This window comes from Streptomyces sp. CRCS-T-1, from assembly GCF_024442335.1.
GTDB classification, from domain to species: domain Bacteria; phylum Actinomycetota; class Actinomycetes; order Streptomycetales; family Streptomycetaceae; genus Streptomyces; species Streptomyces koelreuteriae.
Map to the genome: position 1 here is coordinate 4,733,038 of NZ_CP101651.1, position 23,707 is coordinate 4,756,744.

Sequence of the window (23,707 nt, forward strand, 5' to 3'; positions counted from 1 at the left end):
CTGACACGACGTCAGGAACGGCTGTGAGCGGACGAAGTTCACCCGTCATCGGGCGGGCGCTCAGCCCGGCAGCCGGGACACCGTCCCCGAGGCGTCCCGGGCCAGGGCCTTCGCGATCTTCACGGCGTCCAGCGCCAGTTCGCGCAGATTGCCGCTGATCGGGTTGGTGAAGCCGGTGAAGTACAGGCCGGGGGCGTTTTGTGGGGTGCGGGCGCCGTGGACGACGGGTTTGCCGCGGGCGTCGAGGACGTCGAGGTGGCCGACCAGGCCCTCCAGGGCGCGGACGTACCCGGTGGCGGCTATCACCGCGTCCGGTGAGAGCCGGGTGTCGTCGGCCAGCACGATCTTGCCGTCGCCCTCGAAGGACTCCACGGCGGCCACGATCTCGACCTTGCCCTTGCGGACGGCGTCGATCAGGCCGACGTCCTGCACCGGGATCGCGCCCTGCTTCACCCGGGTGTACAGGCCGGTGTCGGGGCGCGGCAGCCCGTGCGCCGACAGGTCGGGGATCGCCACCTTGGCCTGCACCCGGCTGATCCGGTCGACGAGGCCGGTCGGCAGACGGCGTACGAGCACGCCGCTGTACTGGGCGGCCCAGCCGGCCGTCGAGCGGCGCACGATGTGCGGGACGGTGCGTACGGCCAGCCGGACCCGGGAGGCGCCGCTCTCCACCAGGTCCACGGCGATCTCGGCGCCGGTGTTCCCGATGCCGACGACGAGGACGTCCCGGCCGGCGTAGGGCGTGCCGTCGCGGTACTCCCCGGCGTGCAGGAACTCGCCGGTGAAGGTGTCGCGGCCGGGCCAGTCCGGCAGGCGCGGGGTGTGGTTGTAGCCGGTCGCGATCACGACCGCCGAGCCGGTCAGTTCCCTGCCCCCGGTGGCGTGCAACAGCCAGCCCGTGCCGTCGGGCGTGCGCTCGATCCGGGACACCTCGACGCCGGTGACGATCTCCAGGCGGTGGTGCTCGGCGTACTTCTCCAGGTACCGCACCACGTCGTCCCGGGACACCCACCGCCCGAACCGGCGCGGCATCGGCAGCCCGGGCAGGGCCGACAGGCCGCGGGTGGTGTGCAGGTGCAGCCGGTCGTAGTGGCGCCGCCAGGACGCCCCGACGCGGTCGGACTTCTCCAGGACGACGGCCCGTACGCCCCGGGCGCGCAGCGCGTACGCGGCGGCGAGTCCGCCGGGGCCGCCGCCGATGACGTAGACGGGGCGGTCCGGTGTGGGGTGCGCGGAGGAGTGTGGGGAGGGCGTGGAGTCGGCCATGAGCGGGAGCGTAATCACGGGCCCGCTTGATGGGTCTCGGTCAAGACCGGAATTGGTTGCGGATTGATCACGGCTGTAGGAGGAGGGGGTGGGGCTCGTGGCGTAGCGCGCCTGGTTGTGGCGGCCCCGTGATCGTTGTTGACGGCGGGGCGGGGTGCGGCCTCCGGTACGGACAGACGGGAGTACCGGAGGCCGCGGTCCTGAGGGGCCGGGGGTTACCTGGCCCGGTGGCCGGTCACCTTCGCGATCCACTCGATGAAGTCGCCCGGGTCGGTGTTCGCGCCGTGCCCCTGGTCCCAGTAGTAGAGGTGGCTGACGTCGTCGCCCAGCGCGGCCGCGGCGGCGGCGAGGTTGGCGGAGATCGTGTGCGAGGTGTCGGAGTCCTTGGTGCCGAGGCGGATCCACCAGTGCCTGCTGCGGTGGGCGTTGGGCTTGCCCCCGGATTTGCCCCCGGGCAGGTCCCCGGTGAGGAAGGGCATCGGGTTCATCAGCCGCAGCTTCGCTGGGATGTCGCCGTCGAGCCGCGTGCCGGTGTTGCCGGTGGTGTCGTGCTTCAGGCCGTACGCCGTGAAGTGGCGGGTCCCGGTCGTGCCCGTGCCGAAGAGGTTGTTCTCGCCGGTGGACAGGTCGAAGGCGTCGAAGGACGGGGCGTTCTTCTTGCGGGCGCCGACATGGGTGAGGAAGTCGGCCCAGCTGAAGCCGGCCTTGCCGTTCTTCCAGGTGATGAAGGTGTTGTCGGCCAGATAGGCGGCGCGGTCGGCGTCCGACAGGGCCTTGAGATAGGCGGTGGCCGAGGGCTCCATGTACTGCTTGAGCAGGTACGTGTCGTAGTTGCGGGCGGTGAGCGTGCCGAAGCCGCCGAGGCCGCGCAGCTTGAGGGAGGCCTGGTACTCGGCGAACTGCGCGAGCAGTTCCTTCGACACCGTCCGGTCGGCGAGGTCGCCCGTGCCCTGGACGACGTTGGTGCCCCAGTTCCACTCGTAGGCGCCGTCGGCGTGCTCCAGGTCGGTGATCGGGCACCAGGCGCCGGTGGCGAAAATGGCGTCGGAGGCGTCGGCCGCGCCGAGTTCCCTCAGGTACTTCTCGTACAGGGGGCTGTCGCCGGAGGCGCCGAGCAGCGAGGACAGGGCGCCGCCCGCGCTGGTGCCGGAGGAGACGATCCGGTCGGTGTCGCCCGGGATGCGGCCCTTGTTGGCGCGGACGTAGCGGACGGCGGCCTTCAGGTCGACGATGGCGGCCGGGGCGGTGCCGTAGTACTCGCCCGCGGAGTTCTTCAGGGTCCGGCCGCGGGCGCCCGGCTCGACCACGACATACCCGGCGGCCAGCGCCAGCTTCGGCAGGCTGACCATCTTGCCGGTGCCGCCCCCGCCCCCGGGCGGGCCGCCCGTGCCGCCCGCGCCCACGCCGGTGGCGTCGGCGACGGACGAGGGCATGTAGCCGCCGACGGAGTTGGCGAAGAGGATCGGTGCGCCGCTCGCGTCCACGGACGTGCCGTCGATCTTCACGGGCGCGCTGACGTTCAGGCTCTGGTACTTCTCGTCGACCGGCTTCGCGACGTAGGTGACGGCCTTCCAGAAGCGGTAGATCACCTCGTGGTCGTCGCCGTTCGCGTCGGTGATCGTGGTCGTCTGCTCCGTGTAGCCGTCGGTGTCGAAGACCAGGCCCCCGGAGGCGGGCGCCGGCCCGCTCGACGCCTGTGCGTTCAGGGCGATACCGCCGACAGCGGCGGCACCGGCCGTCGCCCCGATCCCCAACACGACGCTCCTGCGCCTGACTGCCCTGTGCTTCACCTTGACGCCCCTCCGTGGACTCGTTGCTGGCTTGTGCCAGCGAACGTAGCCAGTCGCCGACAAAATTGCCAACAATTCTGTCGGACTCATTGTGAACACATAGCTTCATGGGAAGCGCGCAGCGTCCGGGCCTCCGCGGGGTCTTGCGGATCCCGGTAACTGACGTACCGTCAGATCGCATGGACACGATCTGGCTCGGCGGAGCCGAGTGGCTGGCCGTACTGCGGATCGGGCTCGGGCTGTGGTGGCTGGAGAGCTGGCGGCACAAGGACCGCAAGGCCTGGTTCGAACGGGGCACCGGCATCAAGTGGGCGGCCGGGATAGCGGCCGAGCACCGCTGGAGCGCCGTCCGTTCGGGCTTCGGCACGGTCGTCGCGCCCCACCCGCGCGTGATGGCGTACGTCGTCGTCTACGCGGAACTCGCCCTGGGCCTCGGCCTGATCACCGGCTTCCTCACCCCGATCGCCCTGGCCGGCGGGTTCCTCCTCAACGTCCTCTACCTCACGCTCATGATCCACGACGTGGCCGAGCAGGGGCAGAACTCGATGATGGCGCTGATGTCCGTGGTCGCGCTGTTCGGGATGTCCTGGCAGACCTGGTCGCTGGACAGCGCGCTGGGGCTGTTCTGATGACGGGGCGTTTCGACCTGCCCGAACCGGACGCCTTCACCCGGACGTACTGGGACGCGGCAGCCGAGGGCCGGCTGCTGATCCGCCGCTGCCGTGCCTGCGGACGGGCCCACCACTACCCGCGCGAGTTCTGCCCGCGCTGCTGGAGCGAGGACGTCGTCTGGGAGGAGGCGAGCGGCCGGGCCACCCTCTACACCTGGTCCGTCGTCCACCGCAACGACCTGCCGCCCTTCGCGCGACGCACACCGTACGTCGCCGCCGTGGTCGACCTGGTCGAAGGGCCGCGGATGATGACAGAGGTCGTGGGGGAGAGGGAGCTGTCGGCGGGAGCGGAACTGGAGGTGACGTTCCGGGAGGGAATCCCGGTGTTCCGGATCGTGGCCGAGGCGCCGTAAGGGGAGTGATTCCTCCCGTCCCACCGGCTTGAATGGCCCCATGGCCTCCCTACGCGACCCGTCCTCGGCTGCTCATCCCGAACTCCACGGCCACGGCCTCCGTCTGCGCCCCTGGGACGCCACGTCCGGCGCCGACGTCGAGACCTGGCTGCGCGGCATGCGGGACCCGGAGTTCCGGCGCTGGAACACCCCGCTGAGGCCGGTCACGGACCTGACGAGCGCCCGGGATTCGCTGCTCGCGCGGGGGCAGAGCGCCATGGAGGGCACGTCGATGTCGTTCCGGGTCGCGGACGCGCGGGGTGACACACCCCTGGGGCACATCGGCGTCAACGAGATCAAGTACCACCTGAAGGTCGCCCGCGTCGGCTACTGGGTGCTCCCCGAGGCCCGCGGCCAGGGCGTCGCCACCCGGGCCCTGCTGCTCGCCGCCCGCTGGGCCTTCGACGGACTCGGCCTGCACCGGCTGGAGCTGGACCACGCCGTCGGCCATGACGTGTCGTGCCGGATAGCCGAGAGATGCGGGTTCGCCTACGAGGGGACCCTGCGCGGGGCGATCTTCCAGGAGGACCGGCACGACGCGTTCCGGGACGCCCATCTGCACGCGCGGCTGGCGACGGATCCGGAACCCGGCGAAGGCCCCGCGCACGGGGCGTAATTCGGAGGTGCCGGCGGGGACACGGACGTCACCATGGGGCATGAGCACCCATGACTGGCACCTCACCCAGGACCTCGACGACTTCCTGTCCCGCGCGGGATCCTTCCTCCGCTCCCAACCGGCCCTGCACACCGTCCCGTTGACCGTCACGGAGGCGCTGCGCACCCGCGGACCGGGCGTCTACGGCGACGGGCCGCCGGAGTTCGGCGTGCTGGAGCGGGACGGCGCCGTCCGGGCGTCGTTCTTCCGCACCCCGCCCCACTGGCTGAACCTCACCGCCCTCACCCCCGAGGAGGCCGACACCCTCGCGGCGCGGCTGGCCGCGCTCGGGCAGCGGCTGCCCGGCGTGAACGCCGACCGCGACACCGCGGTCGCCTTCACCGAGGCCTGGCAGCGGCACACCGGCGCCACGGCCACGCTCCGTCAGCGCCAGCGGCTCTACCGGCTCGGCACCCTCACCGTGCCCGACCCCGTACCGTCCGGCGCGCCCCGGGTCGCCATCGAGGCCGACCGTGCCCATCTCATCCGCTGGCACCAGGAGTTCAACGAGGCCCTGGGCATGGGCACCGTCCGGGACGACGGTGGATGGGCCGACGCCCGTATCGAGCAGGGCGGCATCACCTTCTGGGAGACCCCGGACGGCACACCCGTCGCCATGGCCGGCCGGACCCCCTTGATCGCCGGCCAGACCCGCGTCGCCCCCGTCTACACCCCGTCCCACCTCCGCGGCCGGGGCTACGCGGGCGCGGCGACGTCCGAGGTCAGCCGCGCCGCCCTCGCCTCCGGGGCGCAGGAGGTGCTGCTCTTCACGGACCTGGCGAACCCGACCAGCAACGGCCTGTACCAGCGGATCGGGTACCGGGCGGTGGCGGACTTCGAGGTGTACGACTTCGGCTGACGCCCCTCACGGCCAGAGCAGCTCCCGCACCCACTCCTCCCCGTCCCCGCGCCGGTAGCGCAGCCGTACGTGGCGTCGCTGCCCGTCGCCCTGGAAGAACTCCACCTCCTCGGGGCGCAGCCGGTACAGGGTCCAGGACGGCACGGGAGCCTCCGGCTCGCCGCGGGCTCGTTCCCAGGCCGCCTCGGAGGCCCGGGCCAGCTCCTCCACCGAGTCGAGGAGCTCGCTCTGGCGGCCGGTCAGCGCGGCTGCCAGGGCGCCCGTCGAGCGGGCGTGCAGATCGCCCTGGGCGTCGGCGGACGGGGCGGCGGTCACCGGGCCCCGGACCCGGACCTGGCGGCCCAGCACCGGCCAGTAGAAGGTGAGGGCGGCATACGGCCGGGCGCTGAGGTGCCGGCCCTTGCGGCTGCCGGCGTGGGACGCGAACGACCAGCCGCTCTCGTCCGCGCCGTGCAGCATGACGATCCGCCCGTCGGGCAGGCCGGACTCGTCCGAGGTCGCCAGGGACATGGTGTGCGGCTCGCTCTGCCCGGCCGCCACCGCCGCCGCGAACCACTCGGTGAAGAGCGCCAGTGGCGTGGCGGGGGCTGCGGTCGGGTCGAAGGGCGGCAGGTGGGTGGACTGCGGGTCCCAGACCCGCAGCGACCTCAGCAGCTCGTGAAGATCGGGTGCCATGGGCCGATTGTCACCCGGGGGTGCCCGTGGGGGCTCGCGGGTGTCGTCACACCTGTCCCAGATCCGACGACACCCACCGCTCCGGCCGCATCCGCAGCACCAGCTGCTCCCCGTGGTTCTTCCAGGCGAAGTCGACATAGCCGTCGACCTTGTCGGCCGGGAGATAGCGGGCCGAGAGCTCTCGGAGCAGGTCGAGGGTCGCGGGGGCCGTGTCGACGACCGGGCCCTCGACCGACACGTACCGGATCGTGGGTTCGAGCCGGTCGATCATCAGCGAGAACCGGCCCGCCGTGCTGATCAGCTCGTTCTTGCGGGAGTCGAGGCCGGTCATGATCCAGATGTCGCCGCCGGGCTCGTACTGGTACCAGATCGGCACCGTGAGCGGGGCGCGGCCCGCCCCCGCGTCGACCGCCAGCGCGGCGACATGCGGCTCGGCCAGGAACTGTTCGCGCTCTTCGCGGGTCAGGGCCATTCCGGTCTCCTCCAGCGGCTCGCTCAGATCCTTCTCCCCCAAGCAAACACCGGCCCCGGCATCCGTGTTCCCCTCATCTCACCCCGCCCCGAGCACCACCGTCCCCGAGGAGCAGAACCAGCCCCCCGTCCCCGACGCCACCGTCAGCCGTGGCAGAGAGCCGTCGGCGCGCCGCACCTGGCGGTCGCCGCACTCGCCCCGCAGCTGCCGTACCGCCTCCACCAGCAGGAACAGACCGCGCATCCCGGGGTGCTGGGCCGAAAGACCGCCCCCGTCGGTGTTCACCGGCAGCTCGCCGCCCTCGACCCGCAGCCGGCCCTTCTCCACGAACGCCCCGCCCTCGCCCTTCGCGCAGAAACCGAGGTCCTCCAGGGTCACCAGGGTCATATAGGTGAACGCGTCGTAGATCTCGGCGAAGTCGATCTCCGAGGGCCGTACGCCCGCCCGCTCGAAGGCCAGCCGTCCGCTCACCGTCGCCGGTGACACCGTGAAGTCGGGCCACTCGGACATCGCCGAGTGCGACACGGACTCCCCGCTGCCCAGCACCCACACCGGTGCCGTACGGCAGTCCCGTACGTACTCCTCGGCCGCCAGCAGCACCGCCGCCCCGCCGTCGGAACGGAGACAGCAGTGCAGCTTGGTGAAGGGGTCCGCGATCATCGGGCCGGAGGCGACCTCGTCCGCAGTGATGGGCGTGCGGAACATCGCCTCGGGGTTCAGGGCCGCGTTGGCCCGGGCCTGGACCGCCACCTCCGCGAGCTGCTCGATGGTCGTGCCGTACTCGATCATGTGGCGGCGGGCGGCCATGGCGTACCTGGCGATCAGGGTGTGGCCGTAGGGCGCCTCGAACTGCAGGGGGCCGCGGGTGCCGAAGGACAGGGTCCCGGTGCGGCGGCCCGCCTTCACGTCCGCGCGGGCCGTGGAGCCGTAGGCGAGCAGCACCGCACGCGCGTGCCCGGCCGCGATCGCGTCCGCCGCGTGGGCCGCCATGACCTCCCAGGTGGAGCCGCCGACGGAGGTGGAGTCGACCCAGGTGGGCCGCAGCCCCAGATACTCGGCGACCTCGACGGGGGCCAGCGTGCCCAGGCCCGCCGAGGCGAAGCCGTCGACCAGTGAACGGTCCAGGCCCGCGTCGGCCAGGGCGCGACGGGCCGCCTGGGCGTGCAGGGCGTACGGGGTCGCGTCGTCCACGCGGCCGCAGTCCGAGAGGGCCACGCCGACGACGGCCACTTTCCTCCGGGCAACCATGAATCTGACGGTACATCAGATAAGTCGTGCGGGGGAGCGCCGGAACTCTGGGCATCCCCGTCCCACCGCCCTAATATGACGCACCGTCAGATGCGGAGGTGGTGCCCCCATGGACGCCCGCTTCACTCCCGAACAGGACGAGATCCGCCGCACCCTGCGCGAACTCCTCCACAAGCGGTGCGGACCCGTGGAGCTGCGGGCCGCCCTCGACACCCCGGCCGGACACGACCCGGCCCTGTGGACCGCCCTCGCCGACCAGCTGGGCCTGCCCGGTCTTGCCCTCCCCGAGGCCTACGGCGGGGTCGGCTGCTCGGTCACCGAGCTGGCCCTCGCCTGCGAGGAGACGGGCCGGGCCCTCGCCCCCTCGCCCCTGCTCGCCACCGCCGTCCTCACGGCACCCCTGATCCTCGCCCTCGGCGCCGACGCCCAGCGGGCCGACCTCCTCCCGCGGATCGCCTCCGGCACCCTCACCGCCGCCCTCGCCGTACCGGGCCCCGCCCTCACCACCGCCCTCGCGCTCACCGGCCACGACCCGCACGGAACGTGGGCCGGCGGCGGACGGGCCGGGGGCGTGCAGGCCCGGCGGACGGACGACGGCTGGCGGCTGTACGGGGAGGCCGGGCAGATCCTCGACGGGCACAGCGCGGGTCTCCTCCTGGTCGCCGCGCACACCGGGGGGTTCGCCCGTTCCCGCGTTCTGCTCTTCCTCGTGCAGGCGGACGCCGCCGGTCTCACCCGCGTACGGCAGACCGCACTGGACGCGACCCGTCCGCAGGCGCGCGTACAACTCCGAGACGTGCAGGCCGAGTTGCTGGGGTGTGAGGGCGACGACGTCCTCGCCCCCCTCGCCCGGCTCGGCGACACCGCCGCCGTCTGTCTCGCCGCCGAGGCCGTGGGGGCCGCCGACCGGGTGCTGGAGCGGACCGTGGAGTACGTCGGGCAGCGCGAGCAGTTCGGGCGGCCGGTCGGCTCCTTCCAGGCGGTCAAGCACCGGCTGGCCGACGCGTACGTCCAGGTGCAGGCGGCCCGCTCGGCGGCGTACTACGCGGCCTGGGCCGGTGTCGCCGCCGAGGGCGAGCAGGCGGGCGGGCTCGCCCTCGCCCAGGCGCTGGGGGCCCTGCGCGGGGCCGCCGCCGAGGGGATCCAGCTGCACGGCGGCATCGGGTTCACCTGGGAGCACGACACCCATCTGTACTTCAAGCGTGCCGCGGGCGACGAGCTGCTGTTCGGGCCGGTGCACCGGCTGCGGGCGTGGGCCGCCGACGCGGCGCATCTCTTCGAGGAGGCCGGCCGATGAGGGGCGTGCGGTTCGTGCAGAAGGTGTCCTCCACCCCGGGGTTCGCCCGGGTGGCACCCCACGTCTTCCCGGCCCTGGACCGGGCCGTGCACCGGCTCACCCGCGGAAAGGTGCTGCTCAGCGCACAGCTGCTGCCGGGTGTGGTGCTGACCTCGACCGGAGCGAGGAGCGGGCTGACGCGCCGGACGCCGCTGGCCTGCATGCCCGAGGAGGGCGGGCAGGCCTGGATCCTGGTCGGGTCCAACTTCGGGCGCTCGGGGCACCCCGCCTGGAGCCACAATCTGCTGGCCCATCCGAGCGCCGAGGTCAGCTGGAAGGGCCAGGACATCCCCGTCACGGCCCGGCTGCTGGAGGGGGAGGAGCGGGCGGCGGCGTGGAAGGCGGTGTTGGAGTTCTGGCCGCCGTACGCCGCCTATCAGGCGCGGGTGGAGCGGGAGATACGGGTCTTCAGGATCGTACGGAGCCACAAGTCACGCTGAGCGCGCTGAGACAGAAGCGGAAAGCGCGACAGGCGGCGGCCACCGGTGTGGACCGCCGCCTGCCAGACAGGACTCGGTAAGGGAAAAGGGCCGAAGGCGCACGGGCGCCTGGCGGCTACTTCGTCGGCTTTCTGCCGGTGACGCCCAGGTGCACCAACAGCGCGAGGTTCGGCTTCAGTTCGGCCTGCTTCACGCCCCAGGAGGTGAAACCCTTCTGGTGCGAGGCCACGGCCGCGAGCATCGCGACCAGCGAGCCCGCGACGGCCGCCGGGTTCACGTCCTTGTCGACCCGGCCCTTGGCCTGGAGCTCGGCGACGGCGTCCGCGAGGGAGTTGTTCACCGAGTTGAGGATCTTCATCCGGAGTTTGTAGAACCGCTTGTCGCCCTCGGCGGCGCCGAGATCCACGACCCGGAGGATCGCGTCGTTCTTGCGCCAGAACTCCAGGAACCCGTCGACGAGTTCCTGAGCCGTCTGCCAGCCGGCCTTGCCGGCCCAGGAGCGGCCCTCCAGGAGTTCGGTCAACGCGGCGCCCTCGGTCGCCATTTGCTCGGCGATCTCCAGGACGGCGCCCTCGACGTCCGGGAAGTACTGGTAGAAGGTCGCGGGCGAAGTGCCCGCCTTCCGGGCGACATCGATGACTTTGACATCCCGGTACGGGGAGGAGCTGAGCATCTCGCTCAGGCAGTCGAGCAGCTTCTGCCGGGTCGCCTGCCCACGCCGGCCGGCCACGCGGCCGTCGACGGTACGCACTTGTCCTGTCATGACGTCAGCTTACCGAGGCGGGATCGAGGCGCGATTCGGCCGACTGCAAATGGGGTGTGCGGTGTACGGAGGCTGGTGTGCCTGGTCTGCGGGCTGCGGCCGTCGCGGTTACGTTGGCGGCATGGCCGAAAACAGGGCATCGGTGTACGCAGAGGGCGTCCCCTGCTGGGTCGACGCGCAGCTTCGCGACGTCGAGGCGGGCAAGCGGTTCTACGGTGAACTTTTCGGATGGACCTTCGAGGACGAGTGGTACGGCTCCTTCGCCGAGGCGCTGAAGGACGGCGAAGCCGTCGCCGCGCTGGTCCGCAAGGTGGACGGCCGGCTGCCCACCGTCTGGACCGTGTACTTCGCGACCCCGGACGCCCCGGCGCTGGCCCGGCGCATCCGGTCGGCCGGCGGACAGGTCGTCTCGGCGCCGGTGCCGGCCGGCGACCTGGGCGTCACCGCCCTGGTCACCGACCCGGAGGGGGCCGTCTTCGCCCTGTGGCAGCCGGACGAGCACGTCGGCTTCGGCAAGCGGCACGAGCCGGGCACCTTCGCCTGGGCGGAGCTGTACGCGCGGGACACCGAGGCGGCCGACGACTTCTACGGCGATCTCTTCCAGGAGGCCCTGTTCGGGCCGGACGCCGAGCCCGACTTCGGCCGGGCCGCCGTCTCCGACCGTTTCGCGGCCGAGATGCCGCCCCACTTCCTGATCCACTTCGCCGTCGAGGACGTGACCGCCGCGCTGGAGGACGTCACCCGGCTCGGCGGGCGCGTCCAGGTCCCGCCGTTCGAGACCTCGTACGGCACGGTGGCCGTCGTCACGGACGATCAGGGGGCGTCCTTCGCGCTGCTGCACCGTCGGTCGGGTGCCTGACCTGGCGCCATATGGTCATCTTTTGTCCCTGTGTGTACAGAGACACCCCATTCGTCGCCGGGTTCGCCACCACGGCTTTGGCCAGGAAGAATCGGGGTGCGTGCCGCCATGGCGGTGCGGTGGTGAGACGCTGCACGGGGTCGCGTGGAACATGTGGCTTGGCGCGGCTCGTACGGGGAGGTGGCAGGCAGAGTGGTGGATCAGCTGACGCAGCACGATCCGCGGCGGATCGGGCCGTTCGAGGTGCTGGGACGGCTGGGTGCCGGCGGCATGGGGCTGGTCTATCTCGCGCGCTCGGCGTCGGGCCGGCGGGTGGCGATCAAGACCGTCCGCACGGAGCTGGCCGAGGACCAGCTCTTCCGGGTCCGCTTCACGCGTGAGGTGGAGGCGGCCCGCGCGGTCTCCGGCTTCTACACGGCGGCGGTCGTGGACGCCGACCCGCGTGCGGCCGTGCCCTGGCTGGCCACCGCCTACGTCCCCGCGCCCTCCCTCGAGGAGATAGTGAACGACTGCGGGCCGCTCCCGGCCCAGGCGGTGCGCTGGCTCGCGGCGGGCGTGGCCGAGGCGCTCCAGTCCATCCACGGCGCCGGGCTGGTCCACCGCGACCTCAAGCCCTCCAACGTCCTTGTCGTCGAGGACGGCCCCCGGGTGATCGACTTCGGTATCGCCTCCGGCGTGTCGAACACACGTTTGACGATGACGAACGTCGCCGTCGGCACGCCCGCCTACATGTCCCCCGAGCAGGCCAAGGACTCCCGCAGCGTCACCGGCGCCTCCGACGTCTTCTCCCTCGGCTCCATGCTGGTCTTCGCCGCCACCGGACACCCGCCCTTCCACGGCGCCAACCCGGTCGAGACGGTCTTCATGCTGCTGCGCGAGGGTCCGGACCTGGAGGGACTCCCGGACGAGCTGCGTCCGCTCATCGAGTCCTGTATGCAGATGGAGGCGACGGGCCGTCCCAACCCGGCCGACCTCCAGGCCCAGCTGGCTCCCCACCTCTTCGGCTCCGGTTCCGACGACAGCGGCACCGCCTCCGCGTGGCTGCCCGAGCGGGCCGTGGGCCTGATCGAGTCCCGCCGCAACGGCCGCCCGGCCGGCAAGCCCGCCCCCGCCGGCCGCAGCGGCGGCGGACGCCCCGCCCCGGTCCCGGCCCCCGGCCCCGCGCCCATCCCGCCCCCGCCCTCGCACGACCCCGTCGTCCCGGCGCCCGTCTCCGTGGCCGCGTCCGTGGCGGCCCCCGTGGGCGGCGGCCCCGACACCGGCCCCGTCCAGCTCGCCGGCGCCCCGGTGCCCATCGGCCCGGGCCCGCGCGTCGCCGACGTCCGTGCCGCCGCCGTCAAGGCACCCCCTCCGGAGGCCGCCCTCGCCGCCTCCTGGTCCAAGCCCCGCCCCGGCGTCAACGGCACGGACCCCGCCGTCGGCCCCGCCGTCACCGCGCCCCCGGCCCCCGTCGCCCCGCCCGAGGCGAGCGGCTGGCGGCCCTGGCGCTTCCGCATGTCCAACGACGTCTGGGGCACCCCCTCCGTCGCCGACGACCTCGTCTACGTCACCTCCTTCGAGGTGCACGCCCTGGACGTCGGCACCGGCCGCCGCCGCTTCAAGACCCGGGACGTCGCCTGGTCCATGGCCGTCGCGGACGGCCGTATCCACGCCTCCGACGGGCCCACGCTGTTCGCCCTGGACGCCCGCGAGGGCGCCGACCTGTGGCGCCTGCAGACGGACGCCTGGGTCTACTCGCTGCAGGCCGGCCGCGGCACCGTCGTCACCGGCACCCGGGGCGGCGGCGTCCAGGGCTGGGAGGCCTCGGCCGGCCAGAAGCTCTGGGAGATCACCGGCTGCCAGACCGACTTCGAATCCCCCGAGGCCGGACCCGCCCTGCACGACGGCACGGTCTACGTGTGGCAGGACGCCCGGCTGCGCGCCCTGGACGCCCGCACCGGCGACGAGCGCTGGTCGTACCCGATCGGCGACGCGGCCTCCTGCGGCGGCGTCCCGGTCCGCGTCACCCCGGCCGCCGACGGCTACGTGTACGTCTGCGCCGGCACCCGCGTCCTGGCCCTCGATGTGGCCGCCGGGCATGTGAAGTGGCACTTCGAGGCACCGGCCGCCTTCCTCTCCCCGCCCACCTTCGTCCCCGGCCCGGCCGTCACCGGCGGCGGCGTCTACCTCGCCGACTACCTCGGCACGGTGTACGCCCTCGACGCCACCGACGGCCGCGACCGCTGGCGCATCGCCACCGAGTCCCGCGCCTCCGTCGAACCCGTCCTGGTCGCCGCCGGCCATGTCCATGTGGGCAGCGGCAAGGGCCTCTACACCCTCGACGCGGTCACCGGCACGCCCAAGTGGCGCTTCCAGGCGGGCGGCGACATCGTGGGCGCCCCCTCGGTGGCCGAGGGCCGTATCCACTTCGGCTCAACCGACCATCTGCTCTACACCCTCAAGGCCGACGACGGCCGGCTGCGCTGGAAGCTCGCCACCGGCGGCGAGATCACCGGCTCCCCGGTCGTCAGGGACGGGGTGGTGTACGCGTGCAGCAAGGACCGCTGTGTGTACGCGCTGGACGCGGAGAAGGGCACGGGCACGGCGCGCACCGCGTGAGCAGCCCGGGACGGCCGTCGTACCGGCGCACGGAAGGGTTCCAGACGGCGGCCGTCGCTCCGGGGGGAGCGATCCGATCACCGCTCTCACCCACGACGCTACGCCGGGTACGCACTCGTCGCCACGCGGTGGCCGCCCGTGACGGACGGTCCGGGCCCGGCGGCCGGCCACGAGGAGGCCGACCGCCGAACCAGCGACTCAGGGGTGCTCAGCCCCGCAGGTCCGTCAGGAAGTCGATCAGGACCTTGTTCACCTCGGCGGGCCGCTCCTGCTGCGTCCAGTGACCGCAGCCCGGCAGCACGACCGGCTCGCGCCGCAGGTTCGGCATCAACCGGGGCAGCGCCTCGATCAGTTCGGGCGTTCCCGGGAAGGCCGGGACCAGGTCGCGGTCGCCGTACACGTACAGCGCGGGCGGGGACACCACAGCGCCCTGCCACGGGGCCGTCAGCTCCCAGTTGCGGTCCAGGTTGCGGTACCAGTTCAGCGCGCCCGTGAAGCCCGGCTCGAAGCTCTCGGTGAGGGTGTCGAGGTCCGACTCGGTGAGCCAGTCGGGCAGCACCTCGGGGTTCGGGGCGTCCGCGAGCCAGCCGCGCCCCAGGTCCTCGACCAGGGCCTGCTCGGGGCGCCCGGCGTCCGGCGCGTCACCGGAGGCGGAGTACAGCAGCTTGCGCAGGGCCGTGCGGGTGTCGGCGGCGAACTCGGCGTCCGCGACGCCGGGCTCCTCGAAGTAGTTCCAGTAGAAGTGCCCGCCGAACCGCTCCCGCATGGTCTTCAGGGGCGGCTGCGCACCCCGGAAGGGCGGCGGCACGCTCAGCCCCGCCACCCCGCGCACCACGTCGGGCCGCAGCAGCGCGGTGTGCCAGGCCACCGGCGCCCCCCAGTCGTGCCCGACGACGAACGCCCGCTCCTCGCCCAGCGCGTGGATCAGCCCGACCACATCGCCCACCAGATGGAAGATGCTGTACTCGGACACGTCCTCGGGGCGGTCACTGCCGCCGTATCCGCGCTGGTCGGGCGCGACCACCCGGAAACCGGCCTCGGCCAGCGGACCGAACTGGTGCCGCCAGGAGTGCCAGGACTCCGGGAAACCGTGCAGCAGCACCACGAGCGGGCCCTCGCCCTGCTCCGCGATGTGCAGTTGTATGCCGTTCACGTCGATCATCCGATGCTCAACCACGGGTCGAGCATACGCGTGTATGAGTAAACGACTTTTACTACCGCAACCGGTACGCACGCGCCCGCTCCGCGAACAGCCGGGCCTGCCGCTCACCCGCCGCGTTGCCGAGCGCGATGAGGTGCGGCGCCTGGGCGAACCCCTGCTCCCGCCCCGCCGCGCTCGCCGCCCACAACGCCCGTACCGTGCCCTGCACGGCCTCCGTCGGATGCCCGGCGATCACTGCCGCACACGCGATCGCCGCCGCCGGAGCCCCGCCCTCCGGCGCCAGTTCCGACACCAGCCCGACCTCGTACGCCCGCCGCGCCGAGATCCGCTCCGCCGCCCCCGTCAACGCCATCCGCGCGACCTCCCCGTACGGCATGCGCTGCGCCATCAGGACGGACTCGTAGGCGCTGACCATGCCGTAGGTGGTGTGCGGGTCGAAGAACGAGGCGGTGGTGTCGGCGACGATGAACTCCGCCTCGCCGAGCAGATAGAAGGCGCCCCCGCAGGCCATCCCGCGCACCGCGGCGACGACCGGCTTCCACAGGTCGTTCGCCTTCGGCCCGATCCCGAGCAGCGGATCGTCCTGCGCGAACGGCGAGTTCGGCTGCGGCACGACGGCGTCCCGGTCGATACCGGTGCAGAACGCGCGCTCCCCGGCCCCCGTGAGCACGACGGCCCGCACGGTGTCGTCGAACCGCAACTCCCGCCAGACATCGACGAGCCGGTCCGCCATCTCCAGATCGATCGCGTTGAGCCGGCCGGGCCGGTTCAGGGTGACGACCGCGACCCCGCTGTCCTTGTCCGCGCTGACAAGCACACTGCTCATGCCCGCTCCAGGACCCACGCGGGCAGTCCGTCACCGAGGACGACCCGCACCCGGGCACCGATGCGCAGCCGCTCGGCGGGCATGGAGTCGATCGCCGCGCCCGGCTCCGCGACCAGATTGCCGACGAGCCGGATGCGCGGCGCCTCGTCCAGCTCGACGACGACCACGTTGTACGGCGCCAGCTCCGCGTAGTCCGGCAGCAGCGGCGGATGCGGAACGACATACGACCAGACCCGGCCGCCCCCCGAGACCAAGCGCCACTCGGCCTCGAAGGACTGGCAGTGCGGGCAGCACGGCCGGGGCGGGAAGCGGAGTTCGCCGCACTCGACGCAGCCCTGGACGCGCAGCTCGCCCCGGGCGGCGTACTCCCAGAAGGGGGCGCCGTCGGGGTCGGTGACGGGACGCAGCATCGGCAACTCCTCAGTTCCTCAGCAGAAGGGCGGAGGTCGGCACCCCTTCACCCGCCGTGACCAGACAGGTGGACGCCCCCGGCACCTGAGCGGTACTGGTCCCACGCAACTGCTTCACCCCTTCGTTGATGAGGTTGAAGCCGTGCACATACGCCTCCGACAGCCCGCCCCCGCCGGTGTTCACGGGCAGCAGCCCGCCGGTCTCCAGCGCCCCGCCCTCGGTGAACGCCCCGCCCTCACCACGCCCGCAGAAGCCGTAGCCCTCCAGCGAGAGCAGCACCAGCGGCGTGAAGGCGTCGTAGATCTGCGCGACGTCCACATCCTCGGGGGCCAGGTCGGAGTGCTTCCACAGATGCCGGGCGGCACTCCAGGCGGGGCCGGTGAGGGGGTCGTCGTTCCAGTAGTTGACCATGCCGTGGTGCTGCGCGGGGAGCGACTGGGCGGCGGAGTGGACGTACACGGGCTCGCGCCGGCAGTCCCGGGCCCGCTCGGCGGAGACGACCACACAGGCCAACGCCCCGTCCGTCTCCAAGCAGTTGTCGAAGAGACAGAGCGGCTCGCTGACCCAGCGGGACGTCATGTACATCTCGCGGGTGAGGGGCCGGTCGTACATGATCGCGGCGGGGTTCTGGTTGGCGCGATTACGGCAGGCCAGGGCGACGTTGAACAGGTGGTCGCGGGTGGCGCCGTACTCATGCATATAGCGCCGGGTGAGCATGGCGATCTCGTCGACGGGCCTGAGCAGCCCGTACGGCCGGGTCCACTGGGCCGGCGTCGGGAGCTGGACGGTGGTGTTGGTCCACGGCCGGGGCCCGCTGCCCCGCTTGCGTGACCTCCACGCGACCCCGACGCTCGCCTGCCCGGCCGTGATCGCGGCCGCGAGATGGGCGACGGTGGCACACGAACCGCCGCCTCCGAAGCCGACCTTGCTGAAGAAGGTGAGGTCCCCGAAGCCGCAGGCCTTGGCCAGCTCGACCTCGTCCGTCTCCTCCATGGTGTAGGAGGCGAGGGCGTCGACCTCGCCGGGCGCGATCCCGGCGTCGTCGAGCGCGGCCAGCACGGCCCGGCAGGCCAGGGTGCGTTCGTCCTCGGGGAGGTGCTTGGCAAAGGGGGTCTGTCCGATGCCGACGATCGCCGTGGCGTCCTTGAGTCCGGCCATGCGCACACCTCCACGCCGCTGAAGGGCTGCTGACAGGCCGTCAGGGTACAGCTAATCTGACGGGTAGTCAGCTACGGGGATTCGGGAGGCGTGCTGTGCGAGCGGATACGGCATGGGAGAGCGTTCCGGACCTGGTCCGGTCGGCGGCCGAGCGGTACGCCGACGTCGAGGCGGTCGTCGAGGGCCGCACCCGGATCACCTACGCGGAACTGGGCGCACGGTTGGAGCGAGCGGCAGCGGCCTGCCTGGCCGATGGGGTCCGCCCGGGAGACCGGGTCGCCGTCTGGGCGCCCAACACCCTCGACTGGATCGTGGCGGCCCTGGGCGCGGTGTCGGCGGGCGGGGTCCTCGTCCCGCTCAACACCCGCTTCAAGGGCGCCGAGGCGGCGGACGTCCTGCGGCGCAGCGGGGCCCGGCTGCTGTTCGTGACGGGCACGTTCCTCGGCACCTCGTACGTGGCGTCACTGCGCCGAGCGGCCGGGGAGGGCCCGGGCACCGGCCCACTGCCCGGCCTGCCGGACCTGGAGCGCGTGGTCGTGCTCTCCGAGGACGCCCCCGACGACTTCCTCACCTGGAAGGACTTCCTGGCGAGCGGGGAAGGGGTGGGGCAAGGGGATGTCCGGGACCGGGCGGGGTCGGTGCGGGCGTCCTGGCCCTCGGACATCATCTTCACCTCGGGCACGACGGGCCGCCCCAAGGGCGCGGTCATCACCCACGCCCAGACGCTGCGGGCGTACGACATCTGGAGCGAGCTGGCGGGCCTGGCCGAAGGCGACCGGTACCTCATCGTCAACCCCTTCTTCCACACCTTCGGCTACAAGGCCGGGGTCATCGCCTGCCTGATGCGGGGCGCGACGATGATCCCCCAGCCGGTGTTCGGCGTGAACACGGTCCTGGCCAACATCGCCGCGGAACGGGTGTCGGTGCTGCCCGGCCCCCCGACCCTCCTTCAGTCCCTCCTGGACCACCCGTCCCGCGACGCGCACGACCTCTCCGCCCTGCGCCTGGTGGTGACCGGGGCGGCGGTGGTGCCGCTGCGGCTCGTCGAGCGGCTGCGCACGGAACTCGGCATCGGCACGGTCCTGACCGCGTACGGCCTTTCCGAGGCGGGCGGCGTCGTCACGATGTGCCGACGCGGCGACGACCCGACGGTGATCGCCTCGACGTCGGGCCGGGCCATCCCCGGCACGGAGGTACGGGTCGTGGACCCCGAGGGCGGGTCGCTGGGCCCCGATGCCCCGGGCGAGGTCCTGGTCCGCGGCTTCAACGTCATGACCGGCTACTACGAGGACGCCCCGGCCACCGCAGAGGTGCTCTCGGCGGACGGCTGGCTGCGCACGGGCGACATCGGCGTCCTGGACGTCGAGGGCAACCTGCGCATCACCGACCGCCTCAAGGACATGTTCATCGTCGGCGGCTTCAACGCCTACCCCGCCGAGATAGAGCAGCTCCTCGGCCTCCACCCGGACGTGGCGGACGTGGCCGTGATCGGCGTCCCGGACGCCCGGCTCGGGGAGGTCGGCAGGGCGTATGTCGTCAGGCGCCCGGGGGCGTTGGTCACGGGCGACGACCTGATCGCCTGGTCACGCCGGGAGATGGCGAACTACAAGGTCCCGCGGTCGGTGGAGTTCGTGGCGGAACTGCCGAGGAACGCGAGCGGGAAGGTGGTGAAGGGGGCACTGCGGGCTCAGGGCCCGGTGGGCGGCAGGGCCGGGGTCCCGGTGACGGACATGACGAGGGAGTAGAGGGTGGTGTCGGCGGCGATGAACATCCGGTTCCGCCGGGCGCCGCCGAAGCGGATGTTGGCGACGGTGCCGGGCACCAGGACGCGGCCGAGGAGGGTGCCGTCGGGGTCGTAGCAGTGCACGCCCCCGTGCATGGCGCCGGCCCAGAGCCGCCCCTGGTCGTCGAACCGGATGTTGTCGAAGCTGCCGTTCGCGCACTCGGCGAAGACATCGCCGCCGGTCAGGCCGGTCCCGTCGTCCTGGACGTCGAAGACGCGGATGTGGTTGGCGAGGCTGTCCGAGACGTACAGCCGGTGCTCGCCGGGGTCGAACACGAGCCCGTTCGGCCCCTGGAAGCCCTCGGCCACCAGCCGCACCTCCCCGCTGCCCGGGTCGACGCGGTAGACGTTCCGGGCGCCGATCTCGCTCTCGCCCCGATGCCCCTCGTAGTCGGAGGCGATCCCGAACTCGGGGTCGGAGAACCACACCGACCCGTCGGACTTCACGACGGCGTCGTTCGGACTGTTGAGCCGCTTCCCCCGGAACCGCTCGGCGATCACGGTGACCGACCCGTCGTGCTCGGTCCGGGTCACCCGCCGGTTCCCCTGCTCACAGGTGATGAGCCGGCCCTGCCCGTCGAGGGTGTTGCCGTTCGGATACCCGGCCGGCGAGCGGAAGACCCCGACGGCCCCGGTCGTCTCGTCCCACCGCAGCAGCCGGTCGTTCGGGATGTCGCTCCACAGCAGATAACGCCCCGCCGGCACGTACACCGGCCCCTCGGCCCACCGGCACCCCTCGTACAACACCTCCAGCCGAGAGTCCCCGGCCTGACACCGGCCGGTCCGGAAGCGCTCGTCGAGCGTCTCGTAGAGGTGGGGTTGCTCGCCGGGCATACGACCGCCTTCGGGGGTGGGGGTGAGCTGGTGGGTCCACTATCGCGTGGGGCCCGGGGGCGCGTCTCGGTGACACCACCGACTGGAGCATCCGGGCGGCCCTGTTTCCTCCTGAGCAGGGCACTCCGAGCCGCCTCCTGGCCGGAACGCTCCAACTCCCCTTCACAGCGCCTTTTCGCGACCCGAGTTCGGAGAGATTGTGCGGACTTTGTGGACCCCCGTGCGTCGCCCCGTGATCGGTGTCCCCCGAAGCTGACGTATCCGCCGTGTACAAGGCAGACTGGCGTCGTTGCTCAGGATGTCTAGGGGGATGGCATGGACGGTGTACCGGACGGTGTGCCGCGCGTACCGGAGCAGCGGCGTCCCGACTCCTTGCCGAAGTCACCGAAGTCACCGAAGTCACCGAAGTCACCGGAGTCGGCTGAGGCGGTGGCCTCGACGACGCTGCGCTTCAGCGTGCTCGGGCCGGTGCGGGCCTCGCGGGGTGACGAGGCGATCCCCACCGGCTCCCCCCAGCAACGCGCCCTGCTCGCCGCCCTGCTGCTGCGCGAGGGCCGTACGGCCACCGCGGCCGAGCTGATCGACGCCCTGTGGGGCGAGGAGCCGCCCTCGCAGGCCCTGGCGGCGCTGCGGACGTACGCCTCCCGGCTGCGCAAGGTGCTGGACCCGGGCGTCCTGGTCAGCGAGTCCGGCGGCTACGCGGTGCGCGGCCTCGCCGAGGGCGCCCTCGACCTGGCCGTCGCCCAGGACCTGGCGACCGAGGCGGAGAAGGCCAGATCGGCGGGCGACCTCTGCCACGCCCGCGACACCCTGCGGCGCTCCCTCGCCGTGTGGGACGGGGAGACCCTGGCCGGAGTGCCGGGCCCGTACGCCGAGGCGCAGCGCGTCCGACTGGAGGAATGGCGGCTCCAGCTCATCGAGTCCCGCCTGGACATGGACCTGGAGCAGGGCTGCCACGCCGAGGCCGTCTCGGAGCTGACGGCCCTCACCGCCGACCATCCCCTGCGCGAACGGCTCCGCGAGCTGCTGATGCTGGCGCTGTACCGCAGCGGCCGTCAGGCGGAGGCCCTCGCGGTGTACGCCGACACCCGGCGCCTGCTCGCCGACGAACTGGGCGTCGACCCGCGCCCCGGCCTCAGCGAACTGCAGCAGCGCATCCTCCAGGCCGACCCGGGCCTCGCGGAACCCTCCTCCCCGGCCGCCGAACCCGCCCCCGTCCCGGTGCGTCCGGCCCAGCTTCCTGCGACGGTGCCGGACTTCACCGGCCGCTCCGGCTTCGTCCGCGAGCTCGGCGACATCCTGACCGCCGCCGAGGGCCGTGTCATGGCGGTGTCCGCCCTGGCCGGGATCGGTGGCGTGGGCAAGACGACCCTCGCCGTGCACGTGGCCCACCAGGCCCGCACGGCGTTCCCGGACGGGCAGTTGTACGTCGACCTCCAGGGCGCGGGCGCCCGTTCGGCGGAGCCGGAGACGGTCCTCGGCTCGTTCCTGCGCGCCCTCGGCACGGCCGACTCGGCGATCCCCGACTCCCTGGAGGAACGCGCGGCGCTCTACCGCTCGGTGCTGGCCGGCCGCCGCGTGCTGGTGCTGCTGGACAACGCCCGCGACGCCGCCCAGATACGCCCCCTGCTGCCCGGCACGGACGGCTGCGCCGCGCTGGTCACCTCCCGGGTGCGGATGGTGGACCTGGCGGGCGCCCACCTGATCGACCTGGACGTGATGTCCCCGGACGAGGCGCTGGCGCTGTTCACGAAGATCGTCGGCGAGGAGCGGGTGGCGTCCGAGCGGAAGGCCGCCCTGGACGTGGTCGCGGCCTGCGGTTTCCTGCCGCTGGCGATCCGCATCGCCGCCTCCCGGCTGGCGGCCCGCCGCACCTGGACGGTGTCGGTCCTCGCGGCGAAGCTCGCCGACGAACGCCGCCGCCTGGACGAACTCCAGGCCGGCGACCTGGCCGTGAAGGCCACCTTCGAGCTGGGCTACGGCCAGCTGGAGCCCGCCCAGGCCCGCGCCTTCCGCCTGCTGGGCCTCGCCGACGGCCCGGACATGTCCCTCCCGGCCGCGGCCGCCGTCCTCGACCTGCCCGTCGAGGACACGGAGGACCTCCTGGAGTCCCTCGTCGACACGTCCCTGCTGGAATCGGCCGCCCCCGGCCGCTACCGCTTCCACGATCTCGTACGGCTCTACGCGCGTGCGTGCGCCGAACGCGACGAGTGGCCGCCGAGTGAGCGCACGGCGGCGGTGTCACGGCTCCTGGACTTCTACCTCTCGTCCGCGGCCGGCGTGTACGCGATCGAACGGCCCGGGGACCGGCTCGTGGACCATCTGGAGCCGACCTCCCACCCGGGGCTGCGGTTCGACAACCGGCACGCGGCGCAGGACTGGCTGTACGCGGAGGCCGGCTGCGTCCTCGCCTGCGTACGGCAGTCCGCGGGGCAGCCGGAGACCCTTCCCCGGGCGATCGATCTGCTGTGGGCCGCGCACGACCTCTCCGAGTCGGGCGCCAACTCCAGGGAGTACGAGGCGACGGCCACGGCGCTGCTGGAGGGAGCCCGGCTGCACGGCCTGGGCCGGGCGGAGGCCCGGGCGCTGACGACGCTCGTCAACGTCCACCATGTGAGCGGCCGTTTCGAGCGGGCCGACCAGGAGGCGGAACGGGCCATCCTCCTCGCCCAGGAGGCCGACGACCTGCTGCCCGTCTGCTGGGCCCGCAACGCGCGCGGCATCATCGCGCTGTACCAGAACCGCCACGAGGACGGCGAGGAGCACCTCTCCCGGGCCATCGAGCACTTCCGTGCCCTGGGCGACCGGCCCGGCGAGGCCGCCGCGCTGTGCAACCTGTCCCGGATCCATCTCGCGACCGGGCGGACCCAGAGCGCGGTCGCCCTGGCCCAGCAGGGCATCGCCATCTACGACGGCATGGGCAACTCCCTGCGCGGGGCCAACGCCCGCTACGCCCTGGGCCTCGCCCTCACCCAGAGCGGCGAGTTGGGCAACGCGGCGGACCGGCTCCAGGAGGCGCTGGAGGTGTTCCGCGACAGCAGGCAGCGCCTCTGGGAGGGTATGAGCCTGTTCCGGCTGGCCGAGCTGGACCTCGCCGCCCGACGCCCCGCGCAGGCCGCCTCGAACGCCGAGATGGCACTCACCGTGCTCCGCGGCATCGGCGGGGAGTGGCGGCGCGGCAACGTCCTCACCGTCCTGGGCCGCGCGCTCAGCGGCATCGGGCAGACGGGCAGGGCGCAGGTCTGCTGGCAGGAAGCGGCGGGGATCTACGAGGAGTTGGGCTCGCCGGAGGCCGTCGAGGTGCGTGCGTTGCTGTCCCCGGTGCAGGCGGCCTGACGGCCGCTTCCGGGGCCGGCCGGCCGCGTTCATCGTTCGTTTATCGCCTCCCGCCATGCTTGACGTAGTCGATCCGTCGCGTCGGGGGGCAGACGGGTCACTGCACTGGGCCGCCCACCTCAGCACTAGGGTGAACGGCCCGGGTGGGCCCGCCCCGGTCACCCTCGGGGGAG

Annotated in this window: 21 protein-coding genes; 10 read left to right on the forward strand and 11 right to left on the reverse strand. The window is 72.7% G+C overall.

All coding sequences use genetic code 11. The annotated features are described in order from the left end of the window. Positions 1-60: 60 nt before the first annotated feature. Complete coding sequence (locus tag NNW99_RS21580) at positions 61-1,266, reverse strand: NAD(P)/FAD-dependent oxidoreductase (RefSeq protein WP_215120769.1); 1,206 nt, start codon at positions 1,264-1,266, stop codon at positions 61-63. A 215-nt stretch (positions 1,267-1,481) separates the two neighbouring features. Beyond that, the gene (locus tag NNW99_RS21585) at positions 1,482-3,020 is read right to left on the reverse strand and encodes a subtype B tannase (RefSeq protein WP_215124389.1); all 1,539 of its coding nucleotides are present in this window, start codon (positions 3,018-3,020) and stop codon (positions 1,482-1,484) included. Positions 3,021-3,235: 215 nt separating this feature from the next. Here NNW99_RS21585 and NNW99_RS21590 point away from each other — a divergent pair, with 215 nt between their 5' ends. Genes NNW99_RS21590 through NNW99_RS21605 form a run of 4 tightly spaced genes read left to right on the forward strand, consistent with a single transcriptional unit; the run spans position 3,236 to position 5,633 of the window. Further along, complete coding sequence (locus NNW99_RS21590; protein WP_215120770.1) at positions 3,236-3,685, forward strand: DoxX family membrane protein; 450 nt, start codon at positions 3,236-3,238, stop codon at positions 3,683-3,685. Then, positions 3,685-4,080: a Zn-ribbon domain-containing OB-fold protein gene (locus NNW99_RS21595; RefSeq protein ID WP_215120771.1), complete on the forward strand. Its 396-nt coding sequence runs from the start codon at positions 3,685-3,687 to the stop codon at positions 4,078-4,080. Before NNW99_RS21590 ends, NNW99_RS21595 begins: the two co-directional genes overlap by 1 nt. Positions 4,081-4,120: 40 nt before the next feature. Then, entirely contained in the window at positions 4,121-4,735 is a 615-nt protein-coding gene (locus NNW99_RS21600) for a GNAT family N-acetyltransferase (RefSeq protein ID WP_215120772.1), read from the forward strand. Between the two features lie 40 nt (positions 4,736-4,775). Then, entirely contained in the window at positions 4,776-5,633 is an 858-nt protein-coding gene (locus tag NNW99_RS21605; protein ID WP_215120773.1) for a GNAT family N-acetyltransferase, read from the forward strand. A 6-nt stretch (positions 5,634-5,639) separates the two neighbouring features. On the opposite strand, the gene NNW99_RS21610 is transcribed toward NNW99_RS21605, so the two are convergent. From NNW99_RS21610 to NNW99_RS21620, 3 genes are all read right to left on the reverse strand, one after another. Further along, a complete protein-coding gene (locus NNW99_RS21610) occupies positions 5,640-6,308 on the reverse strand; it encodes a pyridoxal 5'-phosphate synthase (RefSeq protein WP_215120774.1) in 669 nt (222 codons plus the stop codon). A gap of 46 nt (positions 6,309-6,354) precedes the next feature. Further along, positions 6,355-6,780, reverse strand: a complete 426-nt coding sequence (locus NNW99_RS21615; RefSeq protein WP_215124390.1) for a pyridoxamine 5'-phosphate oxidase family protein — start codon at positions 6,778-6,780, stop codon at positions 6,355-6,357. A gap of 78 nt (positions 6,781-6,858) precedes the next feature. Then, on the reverse strand, positions 6,859-8,028 hold the full coding sequence (locus tag NNW99_RS21620; protein ID WP_215120775.1) for an acetyl-CoA acetyltransferase: 1,170 nt from the start codon (positions 8,026-8,028) through the stop codon (positions 6,859-6,861). Positions 8,029-8,137: 109 nt separating this feature from the next. Here NNW99_RS21620 and NNW99_RS21625 point away from each other — a divergent pair, with 109 nt between their 5' ends. Both NNW99_RS21625 and NNW99_RS21630 read left to right on the forward strand, forming a co-directional pair. Beyond that, positions 8,138-9,325: an acyl-CoA dehydrogenase family protein gene (locus NNW99_RS21625; protein ID WP_215120776.1), complete on the forward strand. Its 1,188-nt coding sequence runs from the start codon at positions 8,138-8,140 to the stop codon at positions 9,323-9,325. Beyond that, a complete protein-coding gene (locus NNW99_RS21630; RefSeq protein WP_215120777.1) occupies positions 9,322-9,804 on the forward strand; it encodes a nitroreductase family deazaflavin-dependent oxidoreductase in 483 nt (160 codons plus the stop codon). The genes NNW99_RS21625 and NNW99_RS21630 overlap by 4 nt, the downstream gene beginning before the upstream one ends. A 115-nt stretch (positions 9,805-9,919) precedes the next feature. Here NNW99_RS21630 and NNW99_RS21635 read toward each other — a convergent pair whose 3' ends face one another. Next, complete coding sequence (locus NNW99_RS21635; RefSeq protein WP_229873153.1) at positions 9,920-10,567, reverse strand: TetR family transcriptional regulator; 648 nt, start codon at positions 10,565-10,567, stop codon at positions 9,920-9,922. 121 nt (positions 10,568-10,688) lie between these two features. Between NNW99_RS21635 and NNW99_RS21640 the strand changes: the two genes are divergently transcribed. Beyond that, a complete protein-coding gene (locus NNW99_RS21640) occupies positions 10,689-11,426 on the forward strand; it encodes a VOC family protein (RefSeq protein ID WP_215120778.1) in 738 nt (245 codons plus the stop codon). Between the two features lie 192 nt (positions 11,427-11,618). Next, a complete protein-coding gene (locus NNW99_RS21645) occupies positions 11,619-14,024 on the forward strand; it encodes a serine/threonine-protein kinase (RefSeq protein ID WP_215120779.1) in 2,406 nt (801 codons plus the stop codon). 208 nt (positions 14,025-14,232) lie between these two features. Here NNW99_RS21645 and NNW99_RS21650 read toward each other — a convergent pair whose 3' ends face one another. The 4 genes from NNW99_RS21650 to NNW99_RS21665 are packed head-to-tail and all read right to left on the reverse strand — an operon-like array spanning position 14,233 to position 17,581. Continuing rightward, the gene (locus NNW99_RS21650; protein WP_215124391.1) at positions 14,233-15,186 is read right to left on the reverse strand and encodes an alpha/beta fold hydrolase; all 954 of its coding nucleotides are present in this window, start codon (positions 15,184-15,186) and stop codon (positions 14,233-14,235) included. 52 nt (positions 15,187-15,238) lie between these two features. Beyond that, on the reverse strand, positions 15,239-16,012 hold the full coding sequence (locus NNW99_RS21655) for an enoyl-CoA hydratase/isomerase family protein (RefSeq protein ID WP_215120780.1): 774 nt from the start codon (positions 16,010-16,012) through the stop codon (positions 15,239-15,241). Then, positions 16,009-16,422, reverse strand: coding sequence for a Zn-ribbon domain-containing OB-fold protein (locus NNW99_RS21660; protein WP_215120781.1), 414 nt, complete (start codon positions 16,420-16,422; stop codon positions 16,009-16,011). The genes NNW99_RS21655 and NNW99_RS21660 overlap by 4 nt, the downstream gene beginning before the upstream one ends. Before the next feature lie 10 nt (positions 16,423-16,432). Beyond that, a complete protein-coding gene (locus NNW99_RS21665) occupies positions 16,433-17,581 on the reverse strand; it encodes a lipid-transfer protein (RefSeq protein ID WP_215120782.1) in 1,149 nt (382 codons plus the stop codon). A gap of 95 nt (positions 17,582-17,676) precedes the next feature. Between NNW99_RS21665 and NNW99_RS21670 the strand changes: the two genes are divergently transcribed. After that, positions 17,677-19,326: a FadD3 family acyl-CoA ligase gene (locus tag NNW99_RS21670; RefSeq protein ID WP_215120783.1), complete on the forward strand. Its 1,650-nt coding sequence runs from the start codon at positions 17,677-17,679 to the stop codon at positions 19,324-19,326. On the opposite strand, the gene NNW99_RS21675 is transcribed toward NNW99_RS21670, so the two are convergent. After that, on the reverse strand, positions 19,269-20,198 hold the full coding sequence (locus NNW99_RS21675; RefSeq protein ID WP_215120784.1) for an SMP-30/gluconolactonase/LRE family protein: 930 nt from the start codon (positions 20,196-20,198) through the stop codon (positions 19,269-19,271). The two genes, NNW99_RS21670 and NNW99_RS21675, sit on opposite strands and share 58 nt — an antisense overlap. 315 nt (positions 20,199-20,513) lie before the next feature. Here NNW99_RS21675 and NNW99_RS21680 point away from each other — a divergent pair, with 315 nt between their 5' ends. Continuing rightward, positions 20,514-23,534: a BTAD domain-containing putative transcriptional regulator gene (locus tag NNW99_RS21680; RefSeq protein ID WP_215120785.1), complete on the forward strand. Its 3,021-nt coding sequence runs from the start codon at positions 20,514-20,516 to the stop codon at positions 23,532-23,534. The last annotated feature ends 173 nt before the right edge of the window (positions 23,535-23,707 follow it).

Bases quoted from the DNA above. Each gene is read 5' to 3' on its own strand.
- NNW99_RS21625 (WP_215120776.1), top strand. From the start codon at position 8,138: ATGGACGCCCGCTTCACTCCCGAACAGGACGAGATCCGCCGCACCCTG.
- NNW99_RS21615 (WP_215124390.1), bottom strand. From the start codon at position 6,780: ATGGCCCTGACCCGCGAAGAGCGCGAACAGTTCCTGGCCGAGCCGCAT.
- NNW99_RS21610 (WP_215120774.1), bottom strand. From the start codon at position 6,308: ATGGCACCCGATCTTCACGAGCTGCTGAGGTCGCTGCGGGTCTGGGAC.
- NNW99_RS21630 (WP_215120777.1), top strand. From the start codon at position 9,322: ATGAGGGGCGTGCGGTTCGTGCAGAAGGTGTCCTCCACCCCGGGGTTC.
- NNW99_RS21665 (WP_215120782.1), bottom strand. From the start codon at position 17,581: ATGGCCGGACTCAAGGACGCCACGGCGATCGTCGGCATCGGACAGACC.
- NNW99_RS21635 (WP_229873153.1), bottom strand. From the start codon at position 10,567: ATGACAGGACAAGTGCGTACCGTCGACGGCCGCGTGGCCGGCCGGCGT.
- NNW99_RS21590 (WP_215120770.1), top strand. From the start codon at position 3,236: ATGGACACGATCTGGCTCGGCGGAGCCGAGTGGCTGGCCGTACTGCGG.
- NNW99_RS21655 (WP_215120780.1), bottom strand. From the start codon at position 16,012: ATGAGCAGTGTGCTTGTCAGCGCGGACAAGGACAGCGGGGTCGCGGTC.
- NNW99_RS21605 (WP_215120773.1), top strand. From the start codon at position 4,776: ATGAGCACCCATGACTGGCACCTCACCCAGGACCTCGACGACTTCCTG.
- NNW99_RS21660 (WP_215120781.1), bottom strand. From the start codon at position 16,422: ATGCTGCGTCCCGTCACCGACCCCGACGGCGCCCCCTTCTGGGAGTAC.
- NNW99_RS21620 (WP_215120775.1), bottom strand. From the start codon at position 8,028: ATGGTTGCCCGGAGGAAAGTGGCCGTCGTCGGCGTGGCCCTCTCGGAC.
- NNW99_RS21580 (WP_215120769.1), bottom strand. From the start codon at position 1,266: ATGGCCGACTCCACGCCCTCCCCACACTCCTCCGCGCACCCCACACCG.
- NNW99_RS21640 (WP_215120778.1), top strand. From the start codon at position 10,689: ATGGCCGAAAACAGGGCATCGGTGTACGCAGAGGGCGTCCCCTGCTGG.
- NNW99_RS21600 (WP_215120772.1), top strand. From the start codon at position 4,121: ATGGCCTCCCTACGCGACCCGTCCTCGGCTGCTCATCCCGAACTCCAC.
- NNW99_RS21675 (WP_215120784.1), bottom strand. From the start codon at position 20,198: ATGCCCGGCGAGCAACCCCACCTCTACGAGACGCTCGACGAGCGCTTC.
- NNW99_RS21595 (WP_215120771.1), top strand. From the start codon at position 3,685: ATGACGGGGCGTTTCGACCTGCCCGAACCGGACGCCTTCACCCGGACG.
- NNW99_RS21650 (WP_215124391.1), bottom strand. From the start codon at position 15,186: ATGATCGACGTGAACGGCATACAACTGCACATCGCGGAGCAGGGCGAG.
- NNW99_RS21680 (WP_215120785.1), top strand. From the start codon at position 20,514: ATGGACGGTGTACCGGACGGTGTGCCGCGCGTACCGGAGCAGCGGCGT.